Here is a 24,360-nt window from a genome sequence, read left to right on the forward strand (position 1 = left end):
ACGCCGGGGGCAGTCCGGGCAATAGACTGGTGGATATGTCGTTAACCATAGGAATCGTCGGGCTGCCCAACGTCGGCAAGTCCACACTCTTCAACGCCCTCACCCGCAACAACGTTTTGGCGGAGAACTACCCTTTCGCCACCATCGAGCCCAACACCGGCATCGTGCCCCTGCCCGACGACCGGCTGCCCGTCTTGGCTAAGTTGGTCCACACAGACAAGATTGTGCCCGCCACGGTCACCTTCGTGGACATCGCCGGCATCGTCAAGGGGGCCTCGGAGGGGGAGGGGCTCGGCAACCAGTTCCTGGCCAACATCCGCGAGGCCGACGCCATCTGCGAGGTGGTACGCGCCTTCAATGACGACGATATCGTCCACGTCAATGGCAAGGTGGATCCGGCCGACGACATCGACACCATCAACACCGAACTGATCCTGGCCGACATGCAGACCATCGACAAGGCCCTGCCCAAGCTGGAGAAGGACCAGCGCGGGGGCAAGATCAAGCCTGCCTACCTGAACACCGTCCGCAAGGCCAAGGAGATTCTGGGCCAGGGTCGCACCATCGACCAGGCGGCCAAGGCCGGTGACATCGACAAGGACGAGCTCTACGACCTGCATCTGATGACCGCCAAGCCATTCATATACGTCTTCAACGTGGACGACGACGAGCTGCAGAACGAGGACTTGAAGAAGCAGCTGGCCGACTCCGTGGCTCCCGCGCCTGCCATCTTCCTCAACGCCCAGTTCGAGTCCGAGCTGACCGAGCTTGACGAGGCGGACGCCCGCGAGATGCTGACCGATGCCGGGCTTACGGAGTCCGGCCTGGACCAGTTGGCCCGGGTGGGCTTCGACATTCTTGGCCTGCAGACCTTCCTGACCGCCGGGGTCAAAGAGGTGCGCGCTTGGCAGATCCACCAGGGCTGGACCGCCCCGCAGGCTGCCGGTGTCATCCACACCGACTTCGAGAAGGGTTTCATCAAGGCCGAGGTGGTCTCCTACGACGACTTCGTGGCCGCCGACGGCTCCTACGCCAAGGTGCGCGAGGAGGGCAAGATGCGCCTTGAGGGCAAGGACTACGTCATGCAGGACGGCGACATCGTAGAGTTCAAGACCGGCATACCCTCCGGTTCCAAGAAGTGAGCGCCAAGCCAGGGTTCGCCATTCGCCGGGGTCGTGGGCTGCCGCTGATCTTTGTGCATGGGTCCGGTGTGGACCACCACATCTTCGACGACCTGGATCCCGTATTCGAGCGGGTGGGCGGCTTCGAGCGGATCTATCTGGACCAGCCCGGCTTCGGCCGCACGCCGCCCGACCCGTCCATCCTCGACCTGGACGGTCTGGCCCGGTGGCTGAATGACCAGGTGGACATTTTCAGTGGCGGTGGCCCTTTCGCCTTGGTGGGCAACTCCATGGGCGGGCTGCTCAGCCGTCATGCCGCCGCCGGTCGACTGGAGCGCTGCCGGGGGATGGCCCTGCTCTCCTCGGTGGTCGACCCTGTGACCGCCCACAGGCGCCTGCCCCCACGTCAGGTGCTGATCCGGGACGACCAGGGACTGGCCGACGTGGACGAGTTCACCAGGCATGCCTACCGGCAGATGGCCGTGGTGGAGTCCCGGAAGCACCTGGAGGCCTACCAACGGACCATCATGCCCGGTATTCGTTCTGCCGATGCCGATACGGTGGCTCGAATGGAGGGGCACTATCAGCTGGATATGGACTTCGACCAGGTCTGGTCCGGATTCATGGCTCCTGTGCTCTTTGTCTGTGGACGCCAGGACGACCGTGTGGGCTACCTGGACCAGTTCGACCTGGCCTGCCGCTTCCCTCGAGCCTCCTACTCGGTGCTGGATCGGGCCGGCCATAATGTGCAGATCGAGCAGAACGCCTTGGTTTGTGACCTGCTGGAGGACTGGGCCAGGCAGGTGCTGAAAGGCTGAGTCTCTCCCGGTTTCGTCTGCCATTACAATGAACTGTGCATACAGGTTCGTTCAATGGCGACGAAGGGGAAGGACATGGCTGTCTGGGGATTGGATGGCAAACGCCTTAAGCGGCGTGCGCTTGCCATGCTCCGTTGGTTGCTGGACCCTGTCCGCCGCACGCCTGTGGTAGTGACAAGCGCCCTGCTGACGCTGTTGCTGACAGTCCTGATCGTCAACCTGTTCCAGCCGGTGGATGCGGCTCATGCGGAACGAACCACAGCTGCGAGCGCTTCGAGCACATCCACCGTTTCGGTCAGACGATTCCCCAAGGCACATCATCCCGGCAAATCTGCCTCCTCCTCTTCATCAACCACAAAGAATCAGACAAAGCAGCAGAAGCCAGACCCTGCTGCTACTTCCGCTCATCCTGTCGATTGGCTCAAGCCTTCCGAGCAGGTTGATTACCCGGATCCTGCAGCCCATCCTGGCCTATCCTTGGAGGTCAGCCTTCAGGACCAGCGGGTCTATGTGCGCGACGGGTCTGAACTGCTCTACTCCATGTACGCCTCGACGGGCATGGATGACTCCACGCCCAGGGGTAGCTTCCGCATCCAGGCCGAGCGCGGCGACCACTTCTACAATCCCGGCGAGGGGATGGGCGCCCGCTACTACACCAGTTTTCTGAACCACGGGGTCTTCCTCTTCCATTCGGTTCCCACCGATTCCAAGGGCGGATACATCAAGGAGGAGGCCGATATGCTGGGCATCCGCCCTGGCTCCCACGGCTGCATCCGACTGACGGTGCCCGACGCTCGATGGATCATGCAGTCCGTGCCCACCGGCACGCCCGTCCTGATCAAGTGAATCCAGTCGGTGCCGGAACAGCTGCGTCCAAAATGTGACCATTCGCCGTCGTGCCTGCCCTCGGTTTTCTAACTTTGCCCTACCACAGAGAGAACTATCGAGAGGAAGTGGTCAGGAATCATGCAAAAGGTGCAGCGGTTCAGTGACTGGTTGACTAAGTGGTTCATCCTGGTGGTCCTAGCCTGGGCCGCCATGAATTTCTTCGTCCCGCAGATGAGCATTTGGGCCCGCAGCTACACCAACTACTTCCTGAGCATTATCCTCTTCGGAATGGGGCTGACCCTGAGCCTGGACGACTTCAAGCGAATCCTCAAGATGCCGCTCATGGTCATTGTCGGCACCATAGCCCATTACCTGATCATGCCCCTGCTGGCCGTGCTGCTCTGCCGCATCTTCCGCTTGGACGGCATGATCGCCGTGGGAGTCATCCTGGTGGGCTGCTGCCCCTCGGGGACCTCCTCCAACGTCATGTCCTATCTGTCGCGCGGCGATGTGGCCCTGGACGTGTCAATAGGCCTGCTCTCCACCTTGTGTGCGCCCTTCATGATCCCCATGCTGATGAACCTGCTGGCCAGCCAGTATGTGGCCATCCCTACCAAGCAGCTCTTCCTGACCGCCCTTGAGGTTGTGCTGATCCCTATCGCCCTGGGCCTGGCCGTCCACGCCTTATTCAAGGAAAAGGTGCAGAAGGTGACCGTGGCTCTGCCGGCAGTCTCGCAGATCGCCATCCTGGTCATCATCGGCGTGGTCGTCTCCGTCAACCACGCCAAGCTCTTCACCGCCGCCACCGCCCTGGTCCTGCCGGTGGTCATGCTCCACAACCTGTGCGGGTACGGGCTGGGCTTCCTTTTCAGCCGGCTCATGTACCGCCTTTACCCCAAGGGGTTCCGCTACGCCCAGCAGAAGGCCATCACCTTCGAGGTGGGCATGCAGGATTCCGGACTGGGCGCGACCCTGGCCCTGCAGGCCTTCGCCGCCGACCCGATTGTGGCCATCCCCTCCACCTTCTTCAGTGTCTGGCACAACATCTCCGGCTCGGTGCTGTCCGCCTGGTGGCGTCGGCATGACGACCGGCTGGGGATTGCCGCCGACTCCGCCCAGGGTCGCCCGGAACCGGCTCGCGCCTAAGTTCTGCAAAGCCTTGATTGCTGGCTGGACCTGCTACATGCCCGGTCCGGCCAGCATGAAACCAAGGGCCGTCAGCATGGGCGGCAGAAGAATTGATGCCCCCAGGTAGCCCAGAGCTGCGAGCTGTCTTCTCTGCCGAGCCAGGGCCAGCACCTCGTTGACAGCCGTCGAGAAAGTAGAGAAGCCGCCCAGCAGTCCTGTGGCCAGCAGAAGCCGTCCCCAGTTAGGCAGTCCGTGGAAGGTGGCCAGAGCGGCCACCAGTCCTGCAGCTAATCCGGCCAACAGGTTGATGATCATGGTCGAAAGGGGCAGGTTCACCTGCCAGCGGGCCTTGACCAGGGTATCCAGCAGGTAGCGCAGTCCGGCCCCCAGGCCGCCGCACAGGCAGATCAGCAGTGTAAATGTAATGGTCATCGCGCACCTGCTTGGATGTGTGAGGACAGACGGGCTCCCAGCGCTGCCATGGCCCAGGAGACCAGCAGGCCTCCGGCAAAGGAGATCAGCAGGTAGGCAAGGGTTGCCTGGACTTGACCGCTCGACAGGCCTTGGACCAGTTCCAGCGAGAGGGTGGACATGGTCGATAACCCTCCGCAAAGGCCCATGCCCAGACCCTTGTTGGTCAGCTGCCTTCGGCGCGCATGTGCGCTTTTGGGCAGCCCGGCCAAGAAAGCGGTCAGTAGGGCGTAGCCTGCGCAGGCGATCAGGTTGGCCAAGAGGGTTCCTGGATGCAGTGGGCCGCTCTGGCCAGGCAGCAGGCTCAGGGCGTACCGGCAGCCGGTGCCCAGGGTTCCGCCCAGCACCACCACCAGGGCCGTGGCCATATCAGGTCCGGTAGAAGATTTGGTCATTGGGATCTCGGTTCCCGACGGATCAGCGTCCGCAGGGTCGGGCTGGATGGCATGCGCCTGCACCCGGCCCACAGACGGGTCGTCGAATCATGGTGCAGGAACTATCAGCAGTTTGCGGTTCGGGGCTCGAGCCCCGGGCGGGTTCCATCGCCCGAGGCTCATTCTAGGAGAACAAGGGGACCGCAGCCGCCACAGCTGTCGTGACTGCTCACTCGGTGTGGTTCTCCGGGTCCAGGGTCAGCCGGTCGTCGTCGGCATCGTAGTCAAAGAGCTCCCCGTATCGACCCCAGGTTATGGCCGTGTCGAACTGCTGGACAGCCTCCTTGTCCGAGTGGTGGGCTCTCAGCAGGTCCAGAATCAGGGAGCCGTGCAGGCTCTTGTCGTCGCTGTTCTTCAGGGCCCGGTCGATGATGCGGATCAGCGGAACATGAGCCATCAGCATTCGGGAAAACATCTCCTTGCTCTCCAGGATGTCCGCGTCGTTCCAGGCTCGGCCCTGGTCGGTCAGGCTGACGTGCCCGTTGTCGGCCTGGAAGATGCCCAGCATGAGTCCGGCATCGATCAGCGGGAAGAGGTCGTCCACCTCGAAGGAGAGCTTGGCGGCCAGGTCGGCCAGGTCCATGCCGTTGGGCTGGTTGACCATGACGTCGGCCAGGCCGGCCAGGCCGCCGGGTGTGGCGTCGGGCAGGTTGCGTTCAGTGATGTCCTCGTCCCGTACCGAGTCCCGCACGGCCTGACGGTTGCGCACCTTGGTCTGCAGACGACGGCGGATGTCCTTGCTGTCGCGCCGGCCGGTGAGGATGGAATAGAGGTAGTCCACGCAGGACTGGAAGAGATCGGACTGCTTGTCCCGAGGCCTGTCCAGATGGATGGGCACGTTTGCGATGACCCGGCCGGGATGCGAGTCCAGGACCAGAACCCGGTCGGCCATCTCTACGGCCTCCTCGATGTTATGGGTGACGATCAGCACCGACTTGACGCTGCCTGCCTCCTCCGACCAGACCTTGAGGACTTCCTGCCGCAGATTCTCGGCTGTCAGCACGTCCAGGGCCGAGAAGGGCTCATCCATGAAGAGGGCGTCTGGCTTGAGGACCAGGGCCCGGGCGATGCCCACGCGCTGTCGCATGCCACCGGAAAGCTCCTTGGGGTAGGCGCTTTCGAAGCCGTCCAGGCCGATGGCGTCGATGGCGGCCAGGGAAAGGCTCTCGCGCTTTTTCCTGGGCACCCCCCGGGCCTGCAGACCCAGCTCAACGTTGTTCTTGACGGTCAGCCAGGGCATCAGGGCGAAGCTCTGGAAGACCAGGGCCACGCCGGGGTTGGGCCCGTCCAGCTGCCTGCCCCGGTATTCGACGCTGCCCTTGCTGGCCGGGACCAGGCCGGCCAGGATGCGCAGCAGGGTGGATTTGCCGGCGCCTGAGCGGCCCAGGATGGCCACCACCTCGCCCTCGTGCAGGGTGAAGTCGATGTTGTCGAGGACAGTCAGTTCCGCGCCCTTGTCGGACTGGTAGGTCTTGGTCACGTGCTCGGCCGTGATGATCCCGTTGGAATTGATCTTGGTCATTGTCGAACCTCTCAGACTTCTCATGTCAGGGAATAGCGCCGTTGTGCCAGTGATTGCAGGGGAGACCAGAAGAACCGGTCGGCCAGGACCACGAAGACGCTCATGACGGCCACCCCCAGGATGATGCGGGGGGTGTCTCCAGTGGCGGTCACCTGGGCGATGTAGGCTCCAAGGCCCCGGGCCGTCAGTGCGGTCTTGCCGTAGGAGACCACCTCGGAGACGATGGAGGCATTCCAGGCTCCGCCGGCCGCTGTAATGCCGCCGGTGCACCAGGAGCCGAACAGGGCCGGCAGGATCAGGGTCTTCCATCGTTGCCAGCGGTTCTGGCCCAGGCTGCGCGACATCTCCAGCAGGTCGTCGGGGATGGCCGAGGCCCCGGCGATGGCATTGAAGAGGATGTACCACTGGGTGCCCAGGGCCATGAGCAGGATGCTGCCCCAGTTGATGTCGATTCGCCAGATGATGAAGATCATGGTGACGAAGGGGAAGATGAAGTTGGCCGGGAAGGAGGCCAGGATCTGCACCAGGGGCTGCAGGTAGCGGGAGATGCGCGGATTCATGCCGATCAGAGCGCCTATCGGGACCCATACGATCGTGCAGGCCACCATCAGGATCAGCACTCGCAGGAAGGTCAGCAGACCCAGCTGGAAGACGTGCCCGACCTCGCCCAGGCCCAGAGGGCGGATGACCAGACGGTCCAGTTGCCAGAGTCCCCACAGGCCAATCGAGGCCAGGCAGGCCCACCAGAACAGGTCGCCTGCACGCCTGCGTCCGCCGCTCCGGCTCCAACGCGCCCCGGTTCGGCCCATGGGGCGGGTGATCCGGTCCAGCAAGTCAGTCAGGGGATGGCCCACCAGACCCAAGAGGTCCTTGACCCCGGACAGACGGATGACCGTCAGTACCAGGCTGTGCCGGGGCTCGCTTGACTGGCTGCTGGTGTAGCGGAACTTCTCGGCCCAGGCGGTCAGCGGCTTCCAGAGCAGGAAGTCAATCAATAAGACCACCACGATCATGGTCAGGATGGCCAGCCCCACCTTGCCCAGGTCCTGCTCGGCGGTGGCCTCCTCCACGAAGGAGCCGATGCCGGGCAGGGCCAGGGTCCTCTTGTTGACCGAGATCATCTCGGACGCGGTCAGGAAGAACCAGCCGCCGCCCATGCTCATCATGCAGTTCCAGAGCATGGGGATCATGGCGTTGGGCACGTCCAGCTTCCAGAAGCGCTGCCAGCGGGTCAGGCGCATCAGCCTCACCGCTTCGTCCAGGTCGGCGGGTTCGCTGGTTAGGGAGTTATAGAAGGAGAAGGCCATGTTCCAGGCCTGGCTGGTGAAGATGGCGAAGATGGAGGCCGCCTCCACGCCCATGATGGACCCGGGGAAGAGGACCAGCCAGATTGAGATGGTGGCCGACAGGAAGCCCAGGACGGGCACCGACTGCAGGATGTCCAGCAGGGGGATGAGCACGGCGCCCAGGCGGCGGGAGCGTGCGGCTGCCAGTCCATAGAGGAAGGCGAAGACCAGGGAGATGATCAGAGCCGCGAACATGCGGAAGAGGGACCGCAGCGCGTAGTAGGGCAGGTTGACCGGGTCGGTGGAGACGTGCGAGGGTATGCCTGCAGGACCGATAGGGGCACCCAGGGCGGGCAGCAGATAGGCCAGGGCCCCAAGCAGGACCAACGCGCCTATGGCTACGGCCAGGCCTGTCCATATACGGGTGGAGCGCGATGCCTGGTTGCGGTCGTCGTTCAGTGGAGAACGGAGCATTCCTGGCAGTGCGAAAGCATTCACGATGGCCTCCCTCCAAGGTGCGGAACATCCCTGTCGGCAACCTCGAAGACGGCGTGGCGATCGGCCATGAGCCGACCATTGTCATCGTTCAAGCTTCGGCTTCGCATGGTATTTGGCCCTGCATTAGTCCCTACCTTGATTCGACGGGGACTGTTGACCTGCGCGGGGTGTCTCCACCACTTTGCGGCAGCATGCCTTGTCCATGCGGTAGCTTCACCTACCGACCACCCAATAACATAGATGGCCCCAAGAGCAGTGTCAAGCATTTGCCAAACCAGCGTTGTCGTCCTTGCCGGGACTGACAATGGCATGGGCTTGCACGCAGTCAGTGCAGGCACGAACTGAAATGTAAGGAGCGAATCCCTATGAAGATCGTGGCAGTCACGGCCAACCCCGAACCCAAGAGTCTGACCGATGCGGCGGGCAATGCCCTGCTGGACGGGGCGGCCGAGGGCGGGGCTCGCACCGAGTTGATCGACCTTTGTGCCGAGGGGTTCAATCCCGTCTTCGGCATGGAGGACAGGACCCACTACCTGGGCCTGGGCCCTATGCCCGAGGATGTTCAGGCCATGCAGGAACGCGTCAAGGATGCGGACGTGCTGGCCCTGGTCTTCCCTGTCTACTGGTACAGCATGCCGGCCATCATGAAAGGCTTCATTGATCGGGTCATCTGCCGGGGCTTCGCCTATAACGTTGATGGAACCCCCGGAGCCTTGGCCGGACGTCGGGTGGAGCTGATCATGCTGACCGGCGGGGAAAAGGAATGGTACCAGTCCAGCGGCATCGGTGAGGCCTTGGACAACCAGCTCCGTCGGCAGACCTTCCTCAAGTACTGCCAGGTCGCCCAGGTGGAGACCATCTATGTGGACAATCTGGATTCGGGCAACGATGAACAGCAGGCGCGCGAGGCGGCCGACCGGCACCTGGTGGCCCTGGCCCTGAAGGGTCGTCAGTTGGCCGCAGGGACCGAGTCCGGAGCGGATCAGGACACTCAGTGACGCTCAGCATCGGATTCGTCTTCGATGACACCCTGGATGTGCTTGACGGGGTCCAGCAGCACATTCTGACCCTGGGACGGGAGCTGGGCAGGCGGGGCCATAGGGTCCAGTATCTGGTCGGGCAGACCGCCCATCCGCCGGTTGACGGAGTCCACTCCCTGTCCCGCAACGTCATGGTCTCCTTCAACGGCAACAGGATGCGCATACCGCTGCCAGCTCCCAAGGCGCCTATCCGCCGGGTCCTGGAGGCCGAACACTTCGACCTGCTGCACGTCCAGGCCCCCTACAGCCCCTTCCTTGCCGGTCGGGTCATCCGGGCCGCAGACCCGGCAACGGCCCTGGTGGCCACCTACCACATCGCCCCCACGGGGAATCTGCAGCTGCTGGGCGGCCGGCTGCTGGGGTTGATCAACCGCAGGACCCATAGGCGCATCGACAGAGTCATAGCGGTCTCGCCTGTGGCGGCCAGCTATGCCCGGCAGACTGCCGACGCGCCCAGCAGGGTGGTGGCCAACCCTGTGGACGTGGCTGCCCTGCGCCGGGCCCGTCAGGCCGCTGGCGACCAGGAGGTGGCGCGCCTGCACGGCCAGGGGCCGCATCTGGTCTTCCTGGGGCGGTTCGTGGCTCGCAAGGGGGCGGGGATCCTGCTGTCAGCCCTCCAGGCGGGGGAGCGGACCGGCATCCTGCCCGAAGGCCTGCATGTGACCATGGCCGGCAAGGGGCCGCTACTGGAGGACTGCCGTCGAAAGGCTGCAGCCCTGCGCACCCCGGTGGCCTTCCCCGGCTTTGTGGATGAGAAGGACAAGCCCGCCCTGCTGGCCTCATCCGATCTGACCGTCTTTCCCTCCACCAGGGGCGAGTCCTTCGGTATCGTCCTGCTGGAGGCAATCGCCTCGGGCACGGCTCCGGTGCTGGCCGGGGACAATCCCGGCTACCGGTCCACCCTGATGGGTGATGAGCGGGCTCTGGTGACTGTCGACTCGCCCAACACCCCCGAACTGCTGGCCCGGCGAATCGTTCAGGCTCTGGGGGACCCCTCCTGGAGGCGAAATGTGCGCCATGACCAGCTGGCGCTCTTGGACCGCTACGACGTGACCACCGTGGCCGATCAGGTGGAGGAGGTCTACCGGCAAGCCATTCAAGACCGCCGTCTCATGTAGGGTAGGTACATGTCATTCTTTGATTTCTTCGGTTCCATGTTCGACCCTGAGGGCGGTCCAGGCGGACCAGGCCGGCGTCGCAATGACGACGACCCGGTCATCCTGCATGTGCAGACCGATGGGGAGGGTCCCGGCCAAGGGGGCGGCAGCACGCCCCGTTTCCGCTTCGCCGGACCAGGTGACCCCCGGCTGACCTCCCGCAAGAAGGACAGTAACGGACCTTCCCGGGGCATGCGGATTCTGGCCGTGGTTGTCGCTGTCGTCCTGGTCGTCCTCCTGCTCCTGTTCGGGCTCAGTCGCTTCATCACCGATGTCATGTGGTTCTCCCAGTTGGGGGCGGCACGGATTGTCTGGACCCAGCTGGGTATCAAGGTGGGCCTGTGGCTGGCCTACGCCCTGCTGCTGGCCGCGGTGACCCTGCTCTCGGCCTTCCTGGCCATCCGCAGCCGTCCCGATTCGCCCGACGGGTCCACCATCAGGGTCAGGGGCGATCTGATCGAAGTCGGCAAGGGGGTCTCTTCACGCAAGGCGCTTAAGGTGGCCGCGGTGGTCTCCCTGGTCGTCGGTGTTTTCTTTGGCTTCCAGTTCAACGCCGACTGGAAGCAGGTGCTCCTGCTCTTCAACGCCCAGTCCTTCGGGGTGCGCGATCCCCAGTTCGGCTTGGATAACGGCTTTTATGTCTTCATCCTGCCCGGGCTGCGGCTGCTGGTCTCCTCCCTGCTGATGATGCTGCTGGCGGCCACGGTCTTCAGCCTGGTCACCAACTTCCTCATGGGCGGGATCCGGCTGACCATGCCCGTGCAGGGCCGCGGCATTCTGGAGATGACCCGTGCCGCCCGCAGGCAGGTAGCCGTCTGGCTGGTCCTGTTCATGCTGGTATGGGCCGGCGATACGGCCTTGGGCGTCTTCGGCAGGCTGACCGAGGAGGGCGATCGGATCACCGGTGCCTCCTACACCTCGGTCAAGGCGGCCATTCCCGTGACCCTGATTATGGCCGTGGTCATGGCCCTGCTGGGCATTATCCTGGCTGTCTGGATTCTGCGCTCGCCCACCCTGGAACCCGGCCGTGTCCATGCAGGATCGCTGGGGTCGGCCGTCAAGCAGTGGCGGGTTCCCGTCCTCGCTGTGGCCGTCACCATTGTGCTGTCCCTGCTGCTGACCGTCTTCTGGCCGGCACTGGTCCAGCGCTTCCGGGTCAACCCCAACGCTCAGGAGATGGAGTCCGCCTACATCCAGCGCAACATCACCGCCACCGCCCAGGCCTATGGGCTGGACAGGCTGAAGACCGAGGCCTATGACGCCACCACCGAGGTCCAGTCAGGCGCCCTTTCCCGGGATGCGGAGACCACCGCACAGATTCGTCTGCTGGATCCCCAGGTGGTTTCGCCCACCTTCCGGCAGCTGCAGCAGTCCAAGCAGTACTACACCTTCGAGGACACCCTGGCCGTCGACAAGTACGACATCGACGGGGTCAGCCAGGATACGGTCATCGGCGCTCGCGAGCTGGACCTGGAGGGCAACGACAACCGCAACTGGGTCAACGACCACACGGTCTTCACCCACGGCTACGGCATTGTGGCCGCCTACGGCAACAAGGTCACCCCGGACGGGCAGCCCGAGTTCTTCGAGCAGGACATCCCCACCAGGGGCAAGCTGACAAGCAGCCAGCACTACGAGCCGCGAATCTACTTCTCGCCCAACGCGCCCGAGTACTCCATCGTCGGCGCGCCCCAGGGCTCCTCAGGCTGGGAATTCGACTATCCCACCGGCTCCAAGGGAGCCACCAACACCTTCAAGGGCAACGGCGGCCCCTCGGTGGGCAACTTCCTGGCCCGGGTCCTCTACGCCATCCGATTTGGATCCGACCAGATCCTCTTCTCGGACCGCGTCACGCCCGACTCGCAGATCCTCTACAACCGCTCGCCCAAGGAGCGCGTGGCCCAGATCGCCCCCTATCTGACCCTGGACGGACGCGTCTATCCGGCTGTGGTTGATGGACGGGTCAAGTGGATCGTCGACGGCTACACCACCTCTGATGCCTACCCCTACTCCCAGAAGGTGGATCTGGGTCCCATCACCCAGGACACGACCACCCTGAGCTCGGAGGCCGTCAAGGGCCTGGGTTCCCAGAAGGCCAACTACATCCGCAACTCCGTCAAGGCCACGGTCGATGCCTATGACGGCTCGGTGGACCTCTATGCCTGGGATGCCAAGGATCCGGTGCTCAAGGCTTGGCAGAAGGTCTTCCCCGGCCAGTTCAAGCCGCTCTCGTCCATCTCGGGCGACCTGATGAGCCACATGCGTTACCCGGAGAGCCTGTTCAAGGTGCAGCGCCAGCTCCTGTCCCAGTACCACGTCAACTCGGCCAGCCAGTTCTTCTCCGGCGAGGACTTCTGGCAGACCCCCGTGGATCCGACCGGAACCAGCAAGGAGCAGAAGGCCGGGGTCAAGCAGCCTCCCTACTATCTGACCCTGCAGACGCCGGGGACTGACAAGCCCGCCTTCTCGCTGACCTCCACCTTCATCCCCGCAGGCACCTCCACCAGGGAGATTCTGACCGGGTTCCTGTCTGTGGATTCCGACGCCGGGTCGACCAAGGGGGTGATAGGCCCGGACTACGGGACCATCCGGCTGATGGAGCTGCCCAAGAATTCCAATGTGCCCGGCCCAGGGCAGGCTCAGAACAACTTCAACTCGGATGCCGCGGTCTCCACCGAGCTCAACCTGCTCCAGTCCGGGTCCACCAAGGTCAAACGCGGCAACCTGCTGACCCTGCCCATAGGCGGCGGACTGATCTACATCCAGCCGGTCTACGTCCAGTCCAGCGGCGCCACCAGCTTCCCCCTGCTCAAGCGGGTTTTGGTAGCATTCGGAGACAAGGTCTCTTCCTCAGCGACCTTGGATGCGGCCCTCGACAAGACCTTCCAGGGCAACTCGGGCGCATCGGCCGGTGATGCCGACAACACGGGACGGACCAATTCCGATGTTGACCAGAGCGAGCAATCCGGTAAAGCCCCGGATAAGACCGCCGGCTCCGGTGGGGCGTCGGCCACAGCAGGACAGGCCCTGAAACAGGCCTTGGACAAGGCCAACCAGGCCATGAGCGACGGCGATGCCGCCCTGAAGAAGGGTGACTTCAGTGCCTACGGCGAGGCGCAGAAACGTCTGCGCGAAGCCCTCAAGGAAGCCTCCGACCAGGAGGGTGGCAACAGGTGAGCGTCACCCCGCGCATCCGGCTCTGCCGCCGCGGGGACCTGGAGGCGGTCACCGCCATCTACAACCAGGCCGTCATGGATGGCGGTTCCACGGCGGATACGGCCCCGGTCAGCCTGGATCAGCGCCTGCAATGGTGGCTGGACCACGATCCTGACCAGGGCCATCCGGTCCTGGTTCTGGAGCAGGAGGGCAAGGTGCTGGCCTTCGGCTCCCTGTCGGCCTACTACGATCGGCCCGGCTACCAGGAGACCTGCGAGCTGAGCTATTACGTGGATCGCGGCAGCCGTGGACGCGGCCTGGGCGCCCTGATGGTTTATTCGCTTCTGGAGCGCGCCCAGCAGGTGGGCATGCGTCTGGCCGTGGCCATCATCTTCGATGACAATACGGCCTCCAAGGCCCTGCTGCACCGCTTCGGATTCAGCCGCTTCGGCCTCCTGCCCCAGGCCGCCTGGGACCGGTTCGTCCTGCATGACGTCTCCTACTGGAGCCTGTCCCTTGAGCGAAACGGGGTCGGGGAGCCTGTGTAGAATCTCACCGTCCCGTTTGAGAGCAGGAGGTATCACCTACATGGCATCCGATTTCTGGCTGATAGCCGGACTGGGCAACCCGGGTGACGAGTACAAGGGCACCAGGCACAACATGGGCTTCATGTGCGCCGATCTGCTGGCTGAACGCTGGTCGGTCAACCTGCGCGACCACAAAGGTCTGGCCCAGCTGGGCCGTGGCACCCTGGATCTTGACGGACGCCGCACACCCTTCTTCCTGGCCAAGCCGTTGACCTTCATGAACGACTCCGGCGATGCCCTGGCCTCCATCTGCTCTTATTACCACATACCGGTTGGCCGGGTCGTGGTCATCCATGACGACATGGATCTGGAATTCGGCCGGATCAAGGTCAAGGCCGGCGGGTCCTCGGGCGGGCACAACGGCATCCGTTCCATCGACCGCTCCCTGGGCAGCAACGCCTACGCCCGGGTCCGCATGGGCGTGGGACATGCCCGGAGAGGTCCTGACGCCCACCGCCGCACTGTGGACTGGGTTCTGGGCACCTTCGTCGGCGATCAGCGCAAGCGTCTGCCCGAGTTTCTGGCCGACGGCGCGGATGCCGCAGAAACCGTGATCATCAAGGGCCTCAACCAGGCTCAGGAGCAGTTCAATGGTCGATGAGCAAACCCAGAAGACAGAGCCCCAGGAATCGCTGAACGGGTCCCTGCGTCCTCTTCTGGACGATCTGCAGGCGGATGCTGCCTTCACCAGGTTGGTCCAAGGAGACTCCGAGCCTGCTGCCGACACCGACACCTCCCTCATGGTGCAGGCTCCCCAGGGCATCAGGCCAGCCCTGGCCGCCGCAGCAGCCGGACGTGCCCCGGTCGTTCTGGTGGTCCCCTCCGAGCGTGATGCCCAGGAGATGACTGGCGCCATCCGCTCCTGGTACCAGGGTGACCCTGGCGACGTGGCCCTACTGCGCTCCTGGGAGACCCTGCCTCATGAACGGCTCTCGCCCCGGGCAGACACCGTGGCCTCCCGGATGGCCGTCTTCAGGCGGCTGGCCCATCCGGTCCAGGACGACCCTGACTTCGGACCCATCCGCATCCTGGTCATGCCCGTGCGCTCCCTCTTGCAGCCGGTGGTCAAGGGTCTGCAGGATGTGGAGCCCCTGATCTTTCTGCGCGGCCAGAAGCTGCCCTTGGACCAGGCCGTCGAGGCTCTGGTCCGCAATGCCTACACCCGGGTGGACCTGGTCATGGAACGCGGTCAGTTCGCCGTCCGAGGCGGCATCCTGGATGTCTTCGTCCCCACCATGGCCCATCCGGTGCGCATCGAGTTCTTCGGTGACGAGGTGGACACCATCCGCAGCTTCCACGCCTCCGACCAGCGCACCTACGGTCCCGACCTGGACCGGATCTGGGCGCCGCCCTGCCGTGAGCTGCAGCTGACCGACCAGGTTCGTGCCCGTGCCCGCTCCCTGATCGGGAGCATCCCCAACGCCGACGACATGCTGGAGTCCATTGCCCAGGCCATTCCGGTGGAGGGCATGGAGTCCCTCCTGCCTGCCCTGGTCGACGACCTGGTGCCGGTGGGGTCCATGCTGCCCGAGGGTGCTCTGATTCTGCTCTCGGAGCCGCAGCTGCTGGCCCGCTCCGCCCAGGATCTGGTCAAGACCGCCAACGAGTTCCTGGCCGCCAGCTGGCATGTGGCTGCCTCCGGGCAGGGCTCGGGCGCACCCATCAGCTTCGACAGGGCCAGCTTCCTGGACTACGACGAGGTCATCTCATCCCTGGAGTACCGCAAGGGGGAGGTCTGGAAGCTGACCGACCTTTCGGTGGATCCTGATCGGGAGGGGGCCGAGCGTCTGGATGCCCTGGCCCCGGATCAGTACCGCGGCGACGAGGATCGGGCCGCCTCGGGCATCGCCTCCCTGCTGGAGCGCGGCGACCGGGTCGTGGTCACCGCTCCGGCCCAGGGGACGCTGAGTCGTCTGCGCCGGGCCGTACAGACCACGGGGGTCGTCGGGGTGGAGTACCACCGCTCCCTGGCTGTGGACGGCTTCGTGGACCAGTTCGCCCATCTGGCCCTGCTGACCGAGCGTGACCTGACCGGCCGCACCAGCGTGGCCGCCGGAAGCAAGACCTCCAACCGCCGGCGCAAGGCCATCGACCTGGATGAGCTCAAGCCCGGCGACTACGTGGTCCACGACCAGCACGGCATCGGCCGCTTCCTGGGCATGCGCCAGCGCAGCGTGGGCGTAGGCCCCAGCAAGGGCAGCAGGGAGTATCTGGTCCTGGAGTATGCACCCTCCAAGCGCAACGCCCCGCCAGACAAGCTCTTCGTGCCCGCCGACCAGCTGGACCAGGTCAGCCGCTACATCGGCGCCGAGATCCCCAGGCTCAACAAGCTGGGCGGATCCGACTGGTCGGCCACCAAGGCCAAGGCCCGCAAACACGTCCACAAGATCGCCCAAGGCCTGGTCAAGCTTTACTCGGCCCGGCAACGCACCAAAGGCTTCGCCTTCAGCCCGGACACCCCCTGGCAGAAGGAGCTGGAGGATGCCTTCCCCTACCAGGAGACCCCTGACCAGCTGACCGCCATAGACGAGGTCAAGGCCGACATGGAGAAGCCGGTGCCCATGGACCGCCTGATCTGCGGGGATGTGGGCTTCGGCAAGACCGAAATAGCTATCCGTGCCGCCTTCAAGGCTGTTCAGGATGGCAAGCAGGTGGTGGTCTTGGTGCCTACGACCCTGCTGGTTCAGCAGCACTACCAGACCTTCACCGAGCGCTTCGAGGGCTTCCCGGTGGACGTGGCCGCCATGAGCCGTTTCCAGACTGCCAAGGAGAACCAGGCCACCATGGAGGGTCTGGCCAGTGGGGCTGTGGACGTGGTCATCGGCACCCATAAGCTGCTCAACCCCCGCATCCGCTTCAAGGATCTGGGCCTGATGATCGTGGACGAGGAGCAGCGCTTCGGTGTGGAGGCCAAGGAGACCCTTAAGGCTATGCGGACCAATGTGGATGTCCTGTCCCTATCGGCTACGCCAATTCCTCGCACCCTGGAGATGGCGGTGACCGGCATCCGGGAGATGTCCACCCTGGCTACGCCCCCCGAGGACCGTCTGCCGGTGCTGACCTATGTGGGTGCCTACGAGGATGCCCAGGTGACTGCGGCCATCCGCCGCGAACTCCTGCGCGGGGGCCAGATCTTCTACATACACAACCGGGTCGAGGACATCGGCAAGGTTTCGGCCGAGGTGCAGACCCTGGTCCCCGAGGCCAAGGTGGGCGTGGCCCACGGCAAGATGGGGGAGAAGCAGCTGGACGGGGTCATCCGCGACTTCTGGCACCGGGACATCGATGTGCTGGTCTGCACCACCATCGTCGAGACCGGCCTGGATATACCCAACGCCAACACGCTGATTGTGGACCGGGCCGACCGCTTCGGACTCTCCCAGCTCCATCAGCTGCGGGGCCGGGTGGGACGAGGTCGGGAACGGGCTTACGCCTACTTCCTCTATGACCCCAGCAGGCCCATGACCCAGACCGCCCATGACCGGCTAGCCACCATCGCCCAGAACACGGCCCTGGGTTCCGGCTACGACGTGGCCATGAAGGACCTGGAGCTGCGCGGCACCGGCAATCTGCTCGGGGACGAGCAGTCCGGCCACATCGAGGGGGTCGGCTTCGACCTCTATGTGCGTATGGTCTCCGAGGCGGTAGAAGAGTACAAGGAGCCCGGGCGGACCGAGCCGGTCACCGTCAGCATCGACCTGCCTCTGGAGGCCTCTATTCCAGTGGACTACATCGATTCGGACAAGTTGCGCCTGGAGGCCTACCGCAAGCTGGCCTCGGCCCGCAACGAGCAGGATCTGCGCGACCTGCACGAGGAGTTGACTGATCGCTACGGTCGTCCGCCGGCTCAGTTCGATACCCTCTTTGCTGTGGCCAGGCTGCGGGCTAAGGCTCGCTCCTTGGGCATTGTGGAGATCGCCTCCCAGGGCTCCAGGGTGCGGATCGGGCCCGTGACCATGCCCGATTCCCTCCAGGCCAGGATCGCACGCATTTACAAGGGCAGCCAGTACCGCCCGGTGACGCAGACCCTGCTGATCCCGGCCCCATTCGCGGGCTCCCTGGGTTCGGGACCGATGGATTCGACAGCCATGACCGCCTGGGTGGACACCCTTCTGGACGACCTGGCCTGGGGGCTGCCCAAGTCTTCGGATCAGGGAACGCCGACTGGCAACGCACCGGTCCAACAAAACTAGTATCCTGTAAGAGACATCACAACAACTTATTGAAGGAGCAGTTGTGGCAGCAATTGAAAGCGTGTTCGCGCGCGAAATTCTTGATTCCCGTGGCAACCCGACCGTCGAGGTCGTTCTGCAGACCGAGGACGGTGCCGAGGGGCGCGGTCTGGTTCCCTCCGGCGCTTCCACCGGTGAGGCCGAGGCCTGGGAGCGTCGGGACGGCGACAAGAAGCGCTATCAGGGCAAGGGTGTCCTGGATGCCGTCAAGGCGGTCAATGAGACCATCGCTCCCAACGTCATCGGCATGGACGCCACCGATCAGCGCGCTCTGGACGAGACCATGATTGATTTGGATGGCACCCCCAACAAGGGCAAGCTGGGCGCCAATGCCATTCTGGGCGTCTCCCTGGCTGCGCTTTATGCGGCTGCCGAGTCCGCCGAGCTGCCTCTCTACCGTTACCTGGGCGGCACCAACGGCCACATTCTGCCTGTGCCTAACATGAACATCATGAACGGTGGCGCCCACGCTGACTTCGCCACCGACATCCAGGAGTACATGATCTCCCCCTACGGCTTCGAATCCTACCGGGAGGCCCTGCGCGCCGGCGTCGAGGTCTACCACACCCTCAAAGGCATCCTGAAGAAGGACGGACACGAGACCGGCCTGGGCGACGAGGGCGGCTTTGCCCCCAAGATGAAGTCCAACGAGGACTCCTTGAAGTACATTGTCGACGCCATTCAGGCTGCCGGCTACGAGCCCGGCAAGCAGATCGGCCTCTGCCTGGACGTGGCCTCCTCGGAGTTCTACAACAAGGACACTGACAAGTACCACTTCGACGGCGAGGACCGCGACGCCGACTACATGCTGGACTACTACCAGGGTCTGGTCGAGAAGTACCCGCTGGTCTCCATCGAGGATCCCTTCGCTGAGGAGGACTGGGGCGCCTGGCAGAAGATCACCGCCGCCATGGGCGACCGCCTGCAGTTCGTGGGCGATGATCTGCTGGTGACCAACCCTAAGAGGCTGCAGAAGGGCATCGACCTGAAGGCCGCCAACTCCCTGCTGGTCAAGCTCAACCAGATCGGCACCGTGACCGAGACCCTGGACGCCATCGAGCTGGCCACTGCAAACGGGTTCACCTCCATGGTTTCCCACCGTTCCGGCGAGACCTCTGACACCACTATTGCAGACCTGGCTGTGGCCAAGAACACCCGCCAGATCAAGACCGGTGCTCCGGCCCGTGGCGAGCGCATCGCCAAGTACAACCGGCTGCTGGAGATCGAGGAGGAGCTTGGTTCCACCGCTGAGTACGCCGGATACAGCGCCTTCAAGGCCTGCAAGAAGTACACTAAGTAAGGCCTTGCCAGTCGGGCCGGACCTCTTGCAGGTTTTGACGCGACTGTAGAGTCTTTCACCCGTGGCGGTCCGCGTCGGCTGCCGCGGGTATTTTTATGGGTATGGCCAAGAACAAACGTGGCGGCGGCGACCGGCGGACGAGCAGGCGGTCGTCGGGACCCATCACCTTCTTTGTGGCGATCATCATCGTGGCCCTGGGACTGATCCAGCTGGTCTCCACCTTCCATGCCTATGCCATCAATCTTTCCGAGCTCAACGGCCTGCGCAACCAGCAGGCCCAGCTTGTCGAGCACAAGCGCGACCTGGAGAACCAAATCCGGCGCTGGGACGACAAGGCCTATGTGACTGCCCAGGCCCGTGACCGTCTGGGATTCGTCTTCCCCGACGAGGAGGCTATCCGGGTCCTGCACCCGGAGGCAGTCACTGGAGGCAAGGACAAGGACCAGGCCGGAAGCAGGGGAGTTCGGGCCCCGAGGAAGAATTCTCTGCCCTGGTATCAGGAGATGGCGTACTCCTTTGCCAAGGCCGACCAGAACTCGGCTGCCAATGGGAGCAAGGGGAGCACAGGCCAGCAACATGGCGACGGAACCAGTCCGAACGAATCTGCTGGTCCGTCTGGTTCAAGCAGTCCAGGTGGCTCTGAGGGCTCCTCCTCATCCGAGGACGGGGGAGGGCAGTGAACTCCGAAGGTTGGGATTTCGTCGTGCCAACTGTTAATGAACTCAGCAGCAGGGAACAATCAGGAAAGATGAGGACAGCGTGATCAAGGCCCAGGAAAGGCCCCAGGCAGCAGTGGAATCTCGAGCTGCAGTCAAGCTCCGGACCGAGCCTAGACTCTCCAACCTGGTTACTGACCGAGACCTGGTGTCGGTCAGCAATCGCGTCCAGGAGCTTCTGGCGACCCCGGCCACACCGGATCAGATAGCCGTCGTGAACAGCCAGCTCGGACGCTATCCGCGGGGCATGGTGGCTGTAGGTGCCCGTTGCGTCTGTGGGAATCCGCTGGCTGTGGTCACTCGGCCCCAGCTGGAAGATGGCACACCCTTTCCGACCACTTGCTATCTGACCAGCCCCGAGGCCGTCAAGGCCGTCTCCCGGCTGGAGGCTGACGGTGTCATGGCTGACTGGAATGCCGAGCTGGGTTCGGATCCGGATCTGGCCAGCGCCTACCATAGGGCCCACGAGCTCTATCTGGCCTTCCGCTCTGCATTGGCCAGGCTGCTGGGCGACGACGAGGGGCACATCGCCGGAGTTTCGGCCGGTGGCATGCCCAAGCGGGTCAAGTGTCTGCATGCTCTGACCGCCCAGTCTCTGGTTATGGGTTCGGGGGTCAATCCCCTGGGCGACCGGGTCCTGGGGCTGGTGTGTCAGGCATTCGACCCGCAGGTCTGCCGGTGTGCCCAGCCTTGGACTGAGACATCAGGGCAAGAGAACTGGCAGGAAAACCAATGAAGGAGGCTTCCATGGATCAGGTGACAGTGGCGGGCGTGGACTGCGGCACCAACTCTATACGTCTGCTGATAGCCCAGGTGGACCGGCAGGGGCTACATCCGGTGGCTCCCAGGCTGATGCGGGTCATCCGGTTGGGGGAGGGCGTGGACCGTAACCGCCGTTTCGCTGACCAGGCCCTGGAGCGCACCTTTGAGGCATGTCGGATTTTCGCCCAGCAGCTACAGGAGCACCCGGTGGATAGCCTGCGCTTTGTGGCCACCTCAGCTACCAGGGATGTCGATAACCGCGAAAGTTTCGAGGAAGGGGTGCGTTCCATATTGGGAGTTATGCCCGAGGTTATCAGCGGCTCCCAGGAGGCCTCGCTAAGTTTTCTGGGCGCGGTCAGCGTTCTGGAGCAGCGGGTCAGCGCCGACATGCCTCCTGCACCCTACTTGGTGGTCGATCTGGGTGGTGGCTCCACCGAGCTGGTCCTGGGCGGGGACGGGAGAGATCTGCCTGTTGACCAAGTCAGAGCCTCCTACTCCATGAACATCGGATCCGTCCGAATGACCGAGCGCCATCTGCTGGACGATCCGCCCACCCAGGAGCAGATCAACCAGGCGCTTGAGGATGTCGACTGCTGGATCGACCGGGCCTTCGGCCAGGTCCCTGTAGCCAGGGTAGGCAGTGTGATCGGGGTCTCCGGCACGGTCACCACCATGAGCGCCCTGGCCCTGGGATGCCCGGTATACGATCGCCATGCCGTCGATGGCCAGTCCATTTCGGTCGATGCGGCCCGCAGGGTTGACAACCAGGTGCTGAACATGAGCCGTCAGGAGCGTCGGGAGCTCAAAGCCATCCATCCCGGGCGTGTGGATGTGATCGGCGGCGGCGCCCTGATCTGGAGCCGTCTGCTGGAGCGACTAGGCGAGGCCAGCCCGAGTGCACTGGCTTCTGGAACCTATGTGGCCAGCGAGCACGGCCTCTTGGATGGCCTGGTCCTGGACTACGGTCGGACCCTCCTGCGCGAATGATATAATAAGGCGCTATGGGTTACGGCCCCGGTGGCGAAATGGTATACGCATCGGACTTAAAATCCGCCGCCTTCACCGGCTTGTGGGTTCGATTCCCACCCGGGGCACCAAGGCCTCGTCGGCTTGGACGGCAGTGTTGCAACTTGTCACCCGGCCGACGAACCGATACTCTGGTACGCAAGAAAACCAAAGGAGTTGTCATGAGTGACCGATCCATGCCCGAGGTGAACGCCGAATTCGGCGCCACGCCGACCATAACCTTCCATGGTCCTGCGCCCAGCGGGCTACGCGCCGTGGAACTGGTCGAGGGGGATGGGCCTGTCGTCCACAAGGGCGATACTGTCACCGTCAACTATCACGGCGTCGTTTGGGGTTCGGACCAGGTCTTCGACTCGAGCTTTCAGCGTCATCAGCCGGCCAGCTTCGGCATCGGCGTCGGGCAGGTCATTCGTGGCTGGGACCAGACGGTGCCCGGTCATAACGTGGGGTCCAGGTTGGTGGTCTCCATTCCGCCGGAGTACGGATATGGTCGTCAGGGGATGCCCCAGGCGGGCATCGGCGGCAACGATACTCTAGTCTTCGTGATCGACATCATATCGACACGGTAGACAAGGGTCTCCAGGCGCCGGTGAGGGCCGGCGCCTTTTTCATACTCTTGACTTTGCAGTCCAGGTCGGGCCACGAGACAAGTGCATTAAATAAGGAGGAATCACATGGCTGAGGAAAAGACGATTCTGCTGACACAGGCCGCTTACGACAAGTTGAAGGAGGAGCTTGACCATCGTCAGGGGGAGTACCGCGACGAGATCACCGAACGCATTGCGGCGGCTCGGGCCGAGGGCGATCTGAGCGAGAACGGCGGCTATCAGGCTGCCCGCGAGGAGCAGGGCAAGAACGAGGGGCGGATCAACGAGCTGATCGTCAAGCTTCGCAACGCCAAGATCCTCAAGGCCCCCAAGGCGGGCACGGTGGGCAACGGCTCCCTGGTGACCCTGACCATGGCCGGCAACGAAATGGTCTATGTGCTGGGCTCCAGGGATCTGACCGTGGCCACCGAATATGACGTCATCAGCCCCGAGTCGCCCATCGGCGCGGCCCTGATGGGCGCCAAGAAGGGGCAGACTGTGACCTACAAGGCTCCCAATGGCAAGGACATTTCGGTCACCGTCAAGGATGCCCAGCCCCTCAAGTAGCGGGACGACCCCTCACCGTCCCAGCCCGGCTTGAAAGAAGCCGCCCCCGTCGATCGTGGCGGGGAGCGGCTTCATCTATAAGCACCTGCTTGATTCGTAAGGCAGTCGGACTGGCGAGCTTGCTCAGCGCAGGTTGCAGACCACCAGGTAGATGGCCACGATGTGGCAGGCGTAGCCGATGACCGTGCCGCAGTGGAAGATCTCATGGAAGCCGAATACCCGGGGCCAGGGGTCCGGCCGGCGCAGGCCGTAGACAATCGCACCCAGAATGTAGGCCAAGCCACCCGCCACAATCAGCCAAACGACAGGCGGACCGGCCATGGGGGAGTCCCAGAAGAGCTTCAGGAAGCCCACCCCCGAGACTCCGAAAACCACGTAGACCAGGGTGTAGAGCCAGCGGGGAGCATCGATCCAGAAGACGTGGACAATCATGGCCACCAGGCTGGCCCCCCACATGCCCAGGATGATGACCCGCCGCCAGAAGGGTTCCAGTGCGAAGGAAATAGGCGTGTAGGTGCCGGCGATGAGCAGGAAGATGTTGACGTGGTCCAGGCGGCGCAGCACGTCCGTGGTCCCAGGGGTCCAGTCACCCAGATGGTAGAGAGCCGAATTGCCGAAGAGGGCCAGCGAGGCGACCATGAAGACTGCACATGCCAGCTTGAGGCCAGTGCCGTGGGCCAGGCAGATCAGTACGATGCCGGCGGCCAGGGCCAGGGGGGCGGCCACAGCGTGGATCCAGCCGCGCAGCAGGGGCTTGGGGCGACCGTGCACATCCAGACGGACCTTGCGCTCGATCTCCATGTCGGGGATTCCCTCGATCCGTGAGGCCTTGATCTCGGCTTTTGCCATGATCCTCGCAGCCTTGGCCTTGGCCTTGGCGCGCACTGCGTCTGCCCTGGCCTGCAGATGGGCCTCGTGAGCCACTTCCGCATCCCGGCGCAGGTAGGTCAGCTCCTGGCGGCGCTGCTGGCGGCGGCGTTCGAGTTCGGCATCGACCCCCTGATCCTCGGGCGGTCTGTCGTCCTCGTTGGTCCTGGTTGCCATGGCCCTCCCTTGGCCCCTTGACTGGTCCGGGTCTGTCGTGTCCGGTTGTCGGGGCGAAACATCCGTGAACCACCCTACCC

Annotated in this window: 21 protein-coding genes, 1 tRNA gene and 2 riboswitches; of the genes, 17 read left to right on the plus strand and 5 right to left on the minus strand. The window is 63.9% G+C overall.

The features are described 5' to 3' along the window. Positions 1 to 35: 35 nt before the first annotated feature. The 4 genes from ychF (at position 36) to J3T92_RS03610 (ending at position 3,913) form a co-directional block, all read left to right on the plus strand. Entirely contained in the window at positions 36 to 1,142 is a 1,107-nt protein-coding gene (gene ychF / locus J3T92_RS03595) for a redox-regulated ATPase YchF (protein WP_267399762.1), read from the plus strand. Then, positions 1,139 to 1,939 carry an alpha/beta fold hydrolase gene (locus J3T92_RS03600; RefSeq protein ID WP_267399763.1) on the plus strand — a complete coding sequence of 267 codons (801 nt, stop codon included), beginning with the start codon at positions 1,139 to 1,141 and terminating at the stop codon, positions 1,937 to 1,939. The genes ychF and J3T92_RS03600 overlap by 4 nt, the downstream gene beginning before the upstream one ends. A gap of 54 nt (positions 1,940 to 1,993) precedes the next feature. Further along, entirely contained in the window at positions 1,994 to 2,785 is a 792-nt protein-coding gene (locus tag J3T92_RS03605; protein ID WP_267399764.1) for a L,D-transpeptidase, read from the plus strand. A 120-nt stretch (positions 2,786 to 2,905) separates the two neighbouring features. Then, positions 2,906 to 3,913 (plus strand): bile acid:sodium symporter family protein, encoded by a 1,008-nt coding sequence (locus J3T92_RS03610; RefSeq protein WP_267399765.1) that lies wholly within the window; start codon positions 2,906 to 2,908, stop codon positions 3,911 to 3,913. A 33-nt stretch (positions 3,914 to 3,946) separates the two neighbouring features. Here the strand turns inward: J3T92_RS03610 and J3T92_RS03615 are convergent, their stop codons facing one another. The 4 genes from J3T92_RS03615 to J3T92_RS03630 form a co-directional block, all read right to left on the minus strand. Then, complete coding sequence (locus J3T92_RS03615; RefSeq protein WP_267399766.1) at positions 3,947 to 4,327, minus strand: fluoride efflux transporter FluC; 381 nt, start codon at positions 4,325 to 4,327, stop codon at positions 3,947 to 3,949. Continuing rightward, on the minus strand, positions 4,324 to 4,761 hold the full coding sequence (locus J3T92_RS03620) for a FluC/FEX family fluoride channel (RefSeq protein WP_267399767.1): 438 nt from the start codon (positions 4,759 to 4,761) through the stop codon (positions 4,324 to 4,326). The genes J3T92_RS03615 and J3T92_RS03620 overlap by 4 nt, the downstream gene beginning before the upstream one ends. A gap of 88 nt (positions 4,762 to 4,849) precedes the next feature. After that, positions 4,850 to 4,922: riboswitch (Fluoride riboswitch) on the minus strand. A 47-nt stretch (positions 4,923 to 4,969) separates the two neighbouring features. Continuing rightward, complete coding sequence (locus tag J3T92_RS03625) at positions 4,970 to 6,322, minus strand: nitrate/sulfonate/bicarbonate ABC transporter ATP-binding protein (RefSeq protein ID WP_416378903.1); 1,353 nt, start codon at positions 6,320 to 6,322, stop codon at positions 4,970 to 4,972. A gap of 20 nt (positions 6,323 to 6,342) precedes the next feature. Continuing rightward, positions 6,343 to 8,082 (minus strand): ABC transporter permease, encoded by a 1,740-nt coding sequence (locus tag J3T92_RS03630; RefSeq protein ID WP_267400246.1) that lies wholly within the window; start codon positions 8,080 to 8,082, stop codon positions 6,343 to 6,345. A gap of 97 nt (positions 8,083 to 8,179) precedes the next feature. Then, positions 8,180 to 8,338: riboswitch (M-box (ykoK) riboswitch) on the minus strand. Positions 8,339 to 8,471: 133 nt separating this feature from the next. Here J3T92_RS03630 and J3T92_RS03635 point away from each other — a divergent pair. The 13 genes from J3T92_RS03635 to J3T92_RS03695 all read left to right on the plus strand — a co-directional run bounded on the left by J3T92_RS03635 (position 8,472) and on the right by J3T92_RS03695 (position 23,236). Continuing rightward, positions 8,472 to 9,104, plus strand: coding sequence for an NAD(P)H-dependent oxidoreductase (locus J3T92_RS03635; protein WP_267399769.1), 633 nt, complete (start codon positions 8,472 to 8,474; stop codon positions 9,102 to 9,104). Continuing rightward, positions 9,101 to 10,264 (plus strand): glycosyltransferase family 4 protein, encoded by a 1,164-nt coding sequence (locus J3T92_RS03640; protein ID WP_267399770.1) that lies wholly within the window; start codon positions 9,101 to 9,103, stop codon positions 10,262 to 10,264. Before J3T92_RS03635 ends, J3T92_RS03640 begins: the two co-directional genes overlap by 4 nt. Before the next feature lie 9 nt (positions 10,265 to 10,273). Further along, positions 10,274 to 13,480, plus strand: coding sequence for a UPF0182 family protein (locus J3T92_RS03645; RefSeq protein ID WP_267399771.1), 3,207 nt, complete (start codon positions 10,274 to 10,276; stop codon positions 13,478 to 13,480). Next, on the plus strand, positions 13,477 to 14,007 hold the full coding sequence (locus tag J3T92_RS03650; RefSeq protein ID WP_267399772.1) for a GNAT family N-acetyltransferase: 531 nt from the start codon (positions 13,477 to 13,479) through the stop codon (positions 14,005 to 14,007). The genes J3T92_RS03645 and J3T92_RS03650 overlap by 4 nt, the downstream gene beginning before the upstream one ends. A gap of 40 nt (positions 14,008 to 14,047) precedes the next feature. Beyond that, positions 14,048 to 14,647 (plus strand): aminoacyl-tRNA hydrolase, encoded by a 600-nt coding sequence (gene pth / locus J3T92_RS03655; RefSeq protein WP_229131621.1) that lies wholly within the window; start codon positions 14,048 to 14,050, stop codon positions 14,645 to 14,647. Continuing rightward, on the plus strand, positions 14,637 to 18,239 hold the full coding sequence (gene mfd / locus J3T92_RS03660) for a transcription-repair coupling factor (RefSeq protein ID WP_267399774.1): 3,603 nt from the start codon (positions 14,637 to 14,639) through the stop codon (positions 18,237 to 18,239). The genes pth and mfd overlap by 11 nt, the downstream gene beginning before the upstream one ends. A 43-nt stretch (positions 18,240 to 18,282) precedes the next feature. Next, entirely contained in the window at positions 18,283 to 19,578 is a 1,296-nt protein-coding gene (eno, locus tag J3T92_RS03665) for a phosphopyruvate hydratase (RefSeq protein WP_220235973.1), read from the plus strand. A gap of 95 nt (positions 19,579 to 19,673) precedes the next feature. Next, on the plus strand, positions 19,674 to 20,258 hold the full coding sequence (locus tag J3T92_RS03670; RefSeq protein WP_267399775.1) for an FtsB family cell division protein: 585 nt from the start codon (positions 19,674 to 19,676) through the stop codon (positions 20,256 to 20,258). Between the two features lie 181 nt (positions 20,259 to 20,439). Then, complete coding sequence (locus tag J3T92_RS03675; RefSeq protein ID WP_267400247.1) at positions 20,440 to 21,030, plus strand: DUF501 domain-containing protein; 591 nt, start codon at positions 20,440 to 20,442, stop codon at positions 21,028 to 21,030. A gap of 11 nt (positions 21,031 to 21,041) precedes the next feature. Then, positions 21,042 to 22,043, plus strand: coding sequence for a Ppx/GppA phosphatase family protein (locus tag J3T92_RS03680; RefSeq protein ID WP_267399776.1), 1,002 nt, complete (start codon positions 21,042 to 21,044; stop codon positions 22,041 to 22,043). Between the two features lie 24 nt (positions 22,044 to 22,067). Then, positions 22,068 to 22,153 (plus strand) — tRNA-Leu (locus J3T92_RS03685). Between the two features lie 90 nt (positions 22,154 to 22,243). After that, entirely contained in the window at positions 22,244 to 22,651 is a 408-nt protein-coding gene (locus tag J3T92_RS03690; RefSeq protein WP_220235969.1) for an FKBP-type peptidyl-prolyl cis-trans isomerase, read from the plus strand. A gap of 105 nt (positions 22,652 to 22,756) precedes the next feature. After that, positions 22,757 to 23,236, plus strand: coding sequence for a GreA/GreB family elongation factor (locus J3T92_RS03695; protein WP_267399777.1), 480 nt, complete (start codon positions 22,757 to 22,759; stop codon positions 23,234 to 23,236). A 123-nt stretch (positions 23,237 to 23,359) separates the two neighbouring features. Here the strand turns inward: J3T92_RS03695 and trhA are convergent, their stop codons facing one another. Continuing rightward, the gene (gene trhA, locus J3T92_RS03700) at positions 23,360 to 24,280 is read right to left on the minus strand and encodes a PAQR family membrane homeostasis protein TrhA (protein ID WP_267399778.1); all 921 of its coding nucleotides are present in this window, start codon (positions 24,278 to 24,280) and stop codon (positions 23,360 to 23,362) included. Between the last annotated feature and the right edge of the window lie 80 nt (positions 24,281 to 24,360).

Origin of the sequence: Bifidobacterium sp. B4081 (assembly GCF_026537335.1) — a bacterium.
In the GTDB taxonomy this organism is placed as follows: domain Bacteria; phylum Actinomycetota; class Actinomycetes; order Actinomycetales; family Bifidobacteriaceae; genus Bombiscardovia.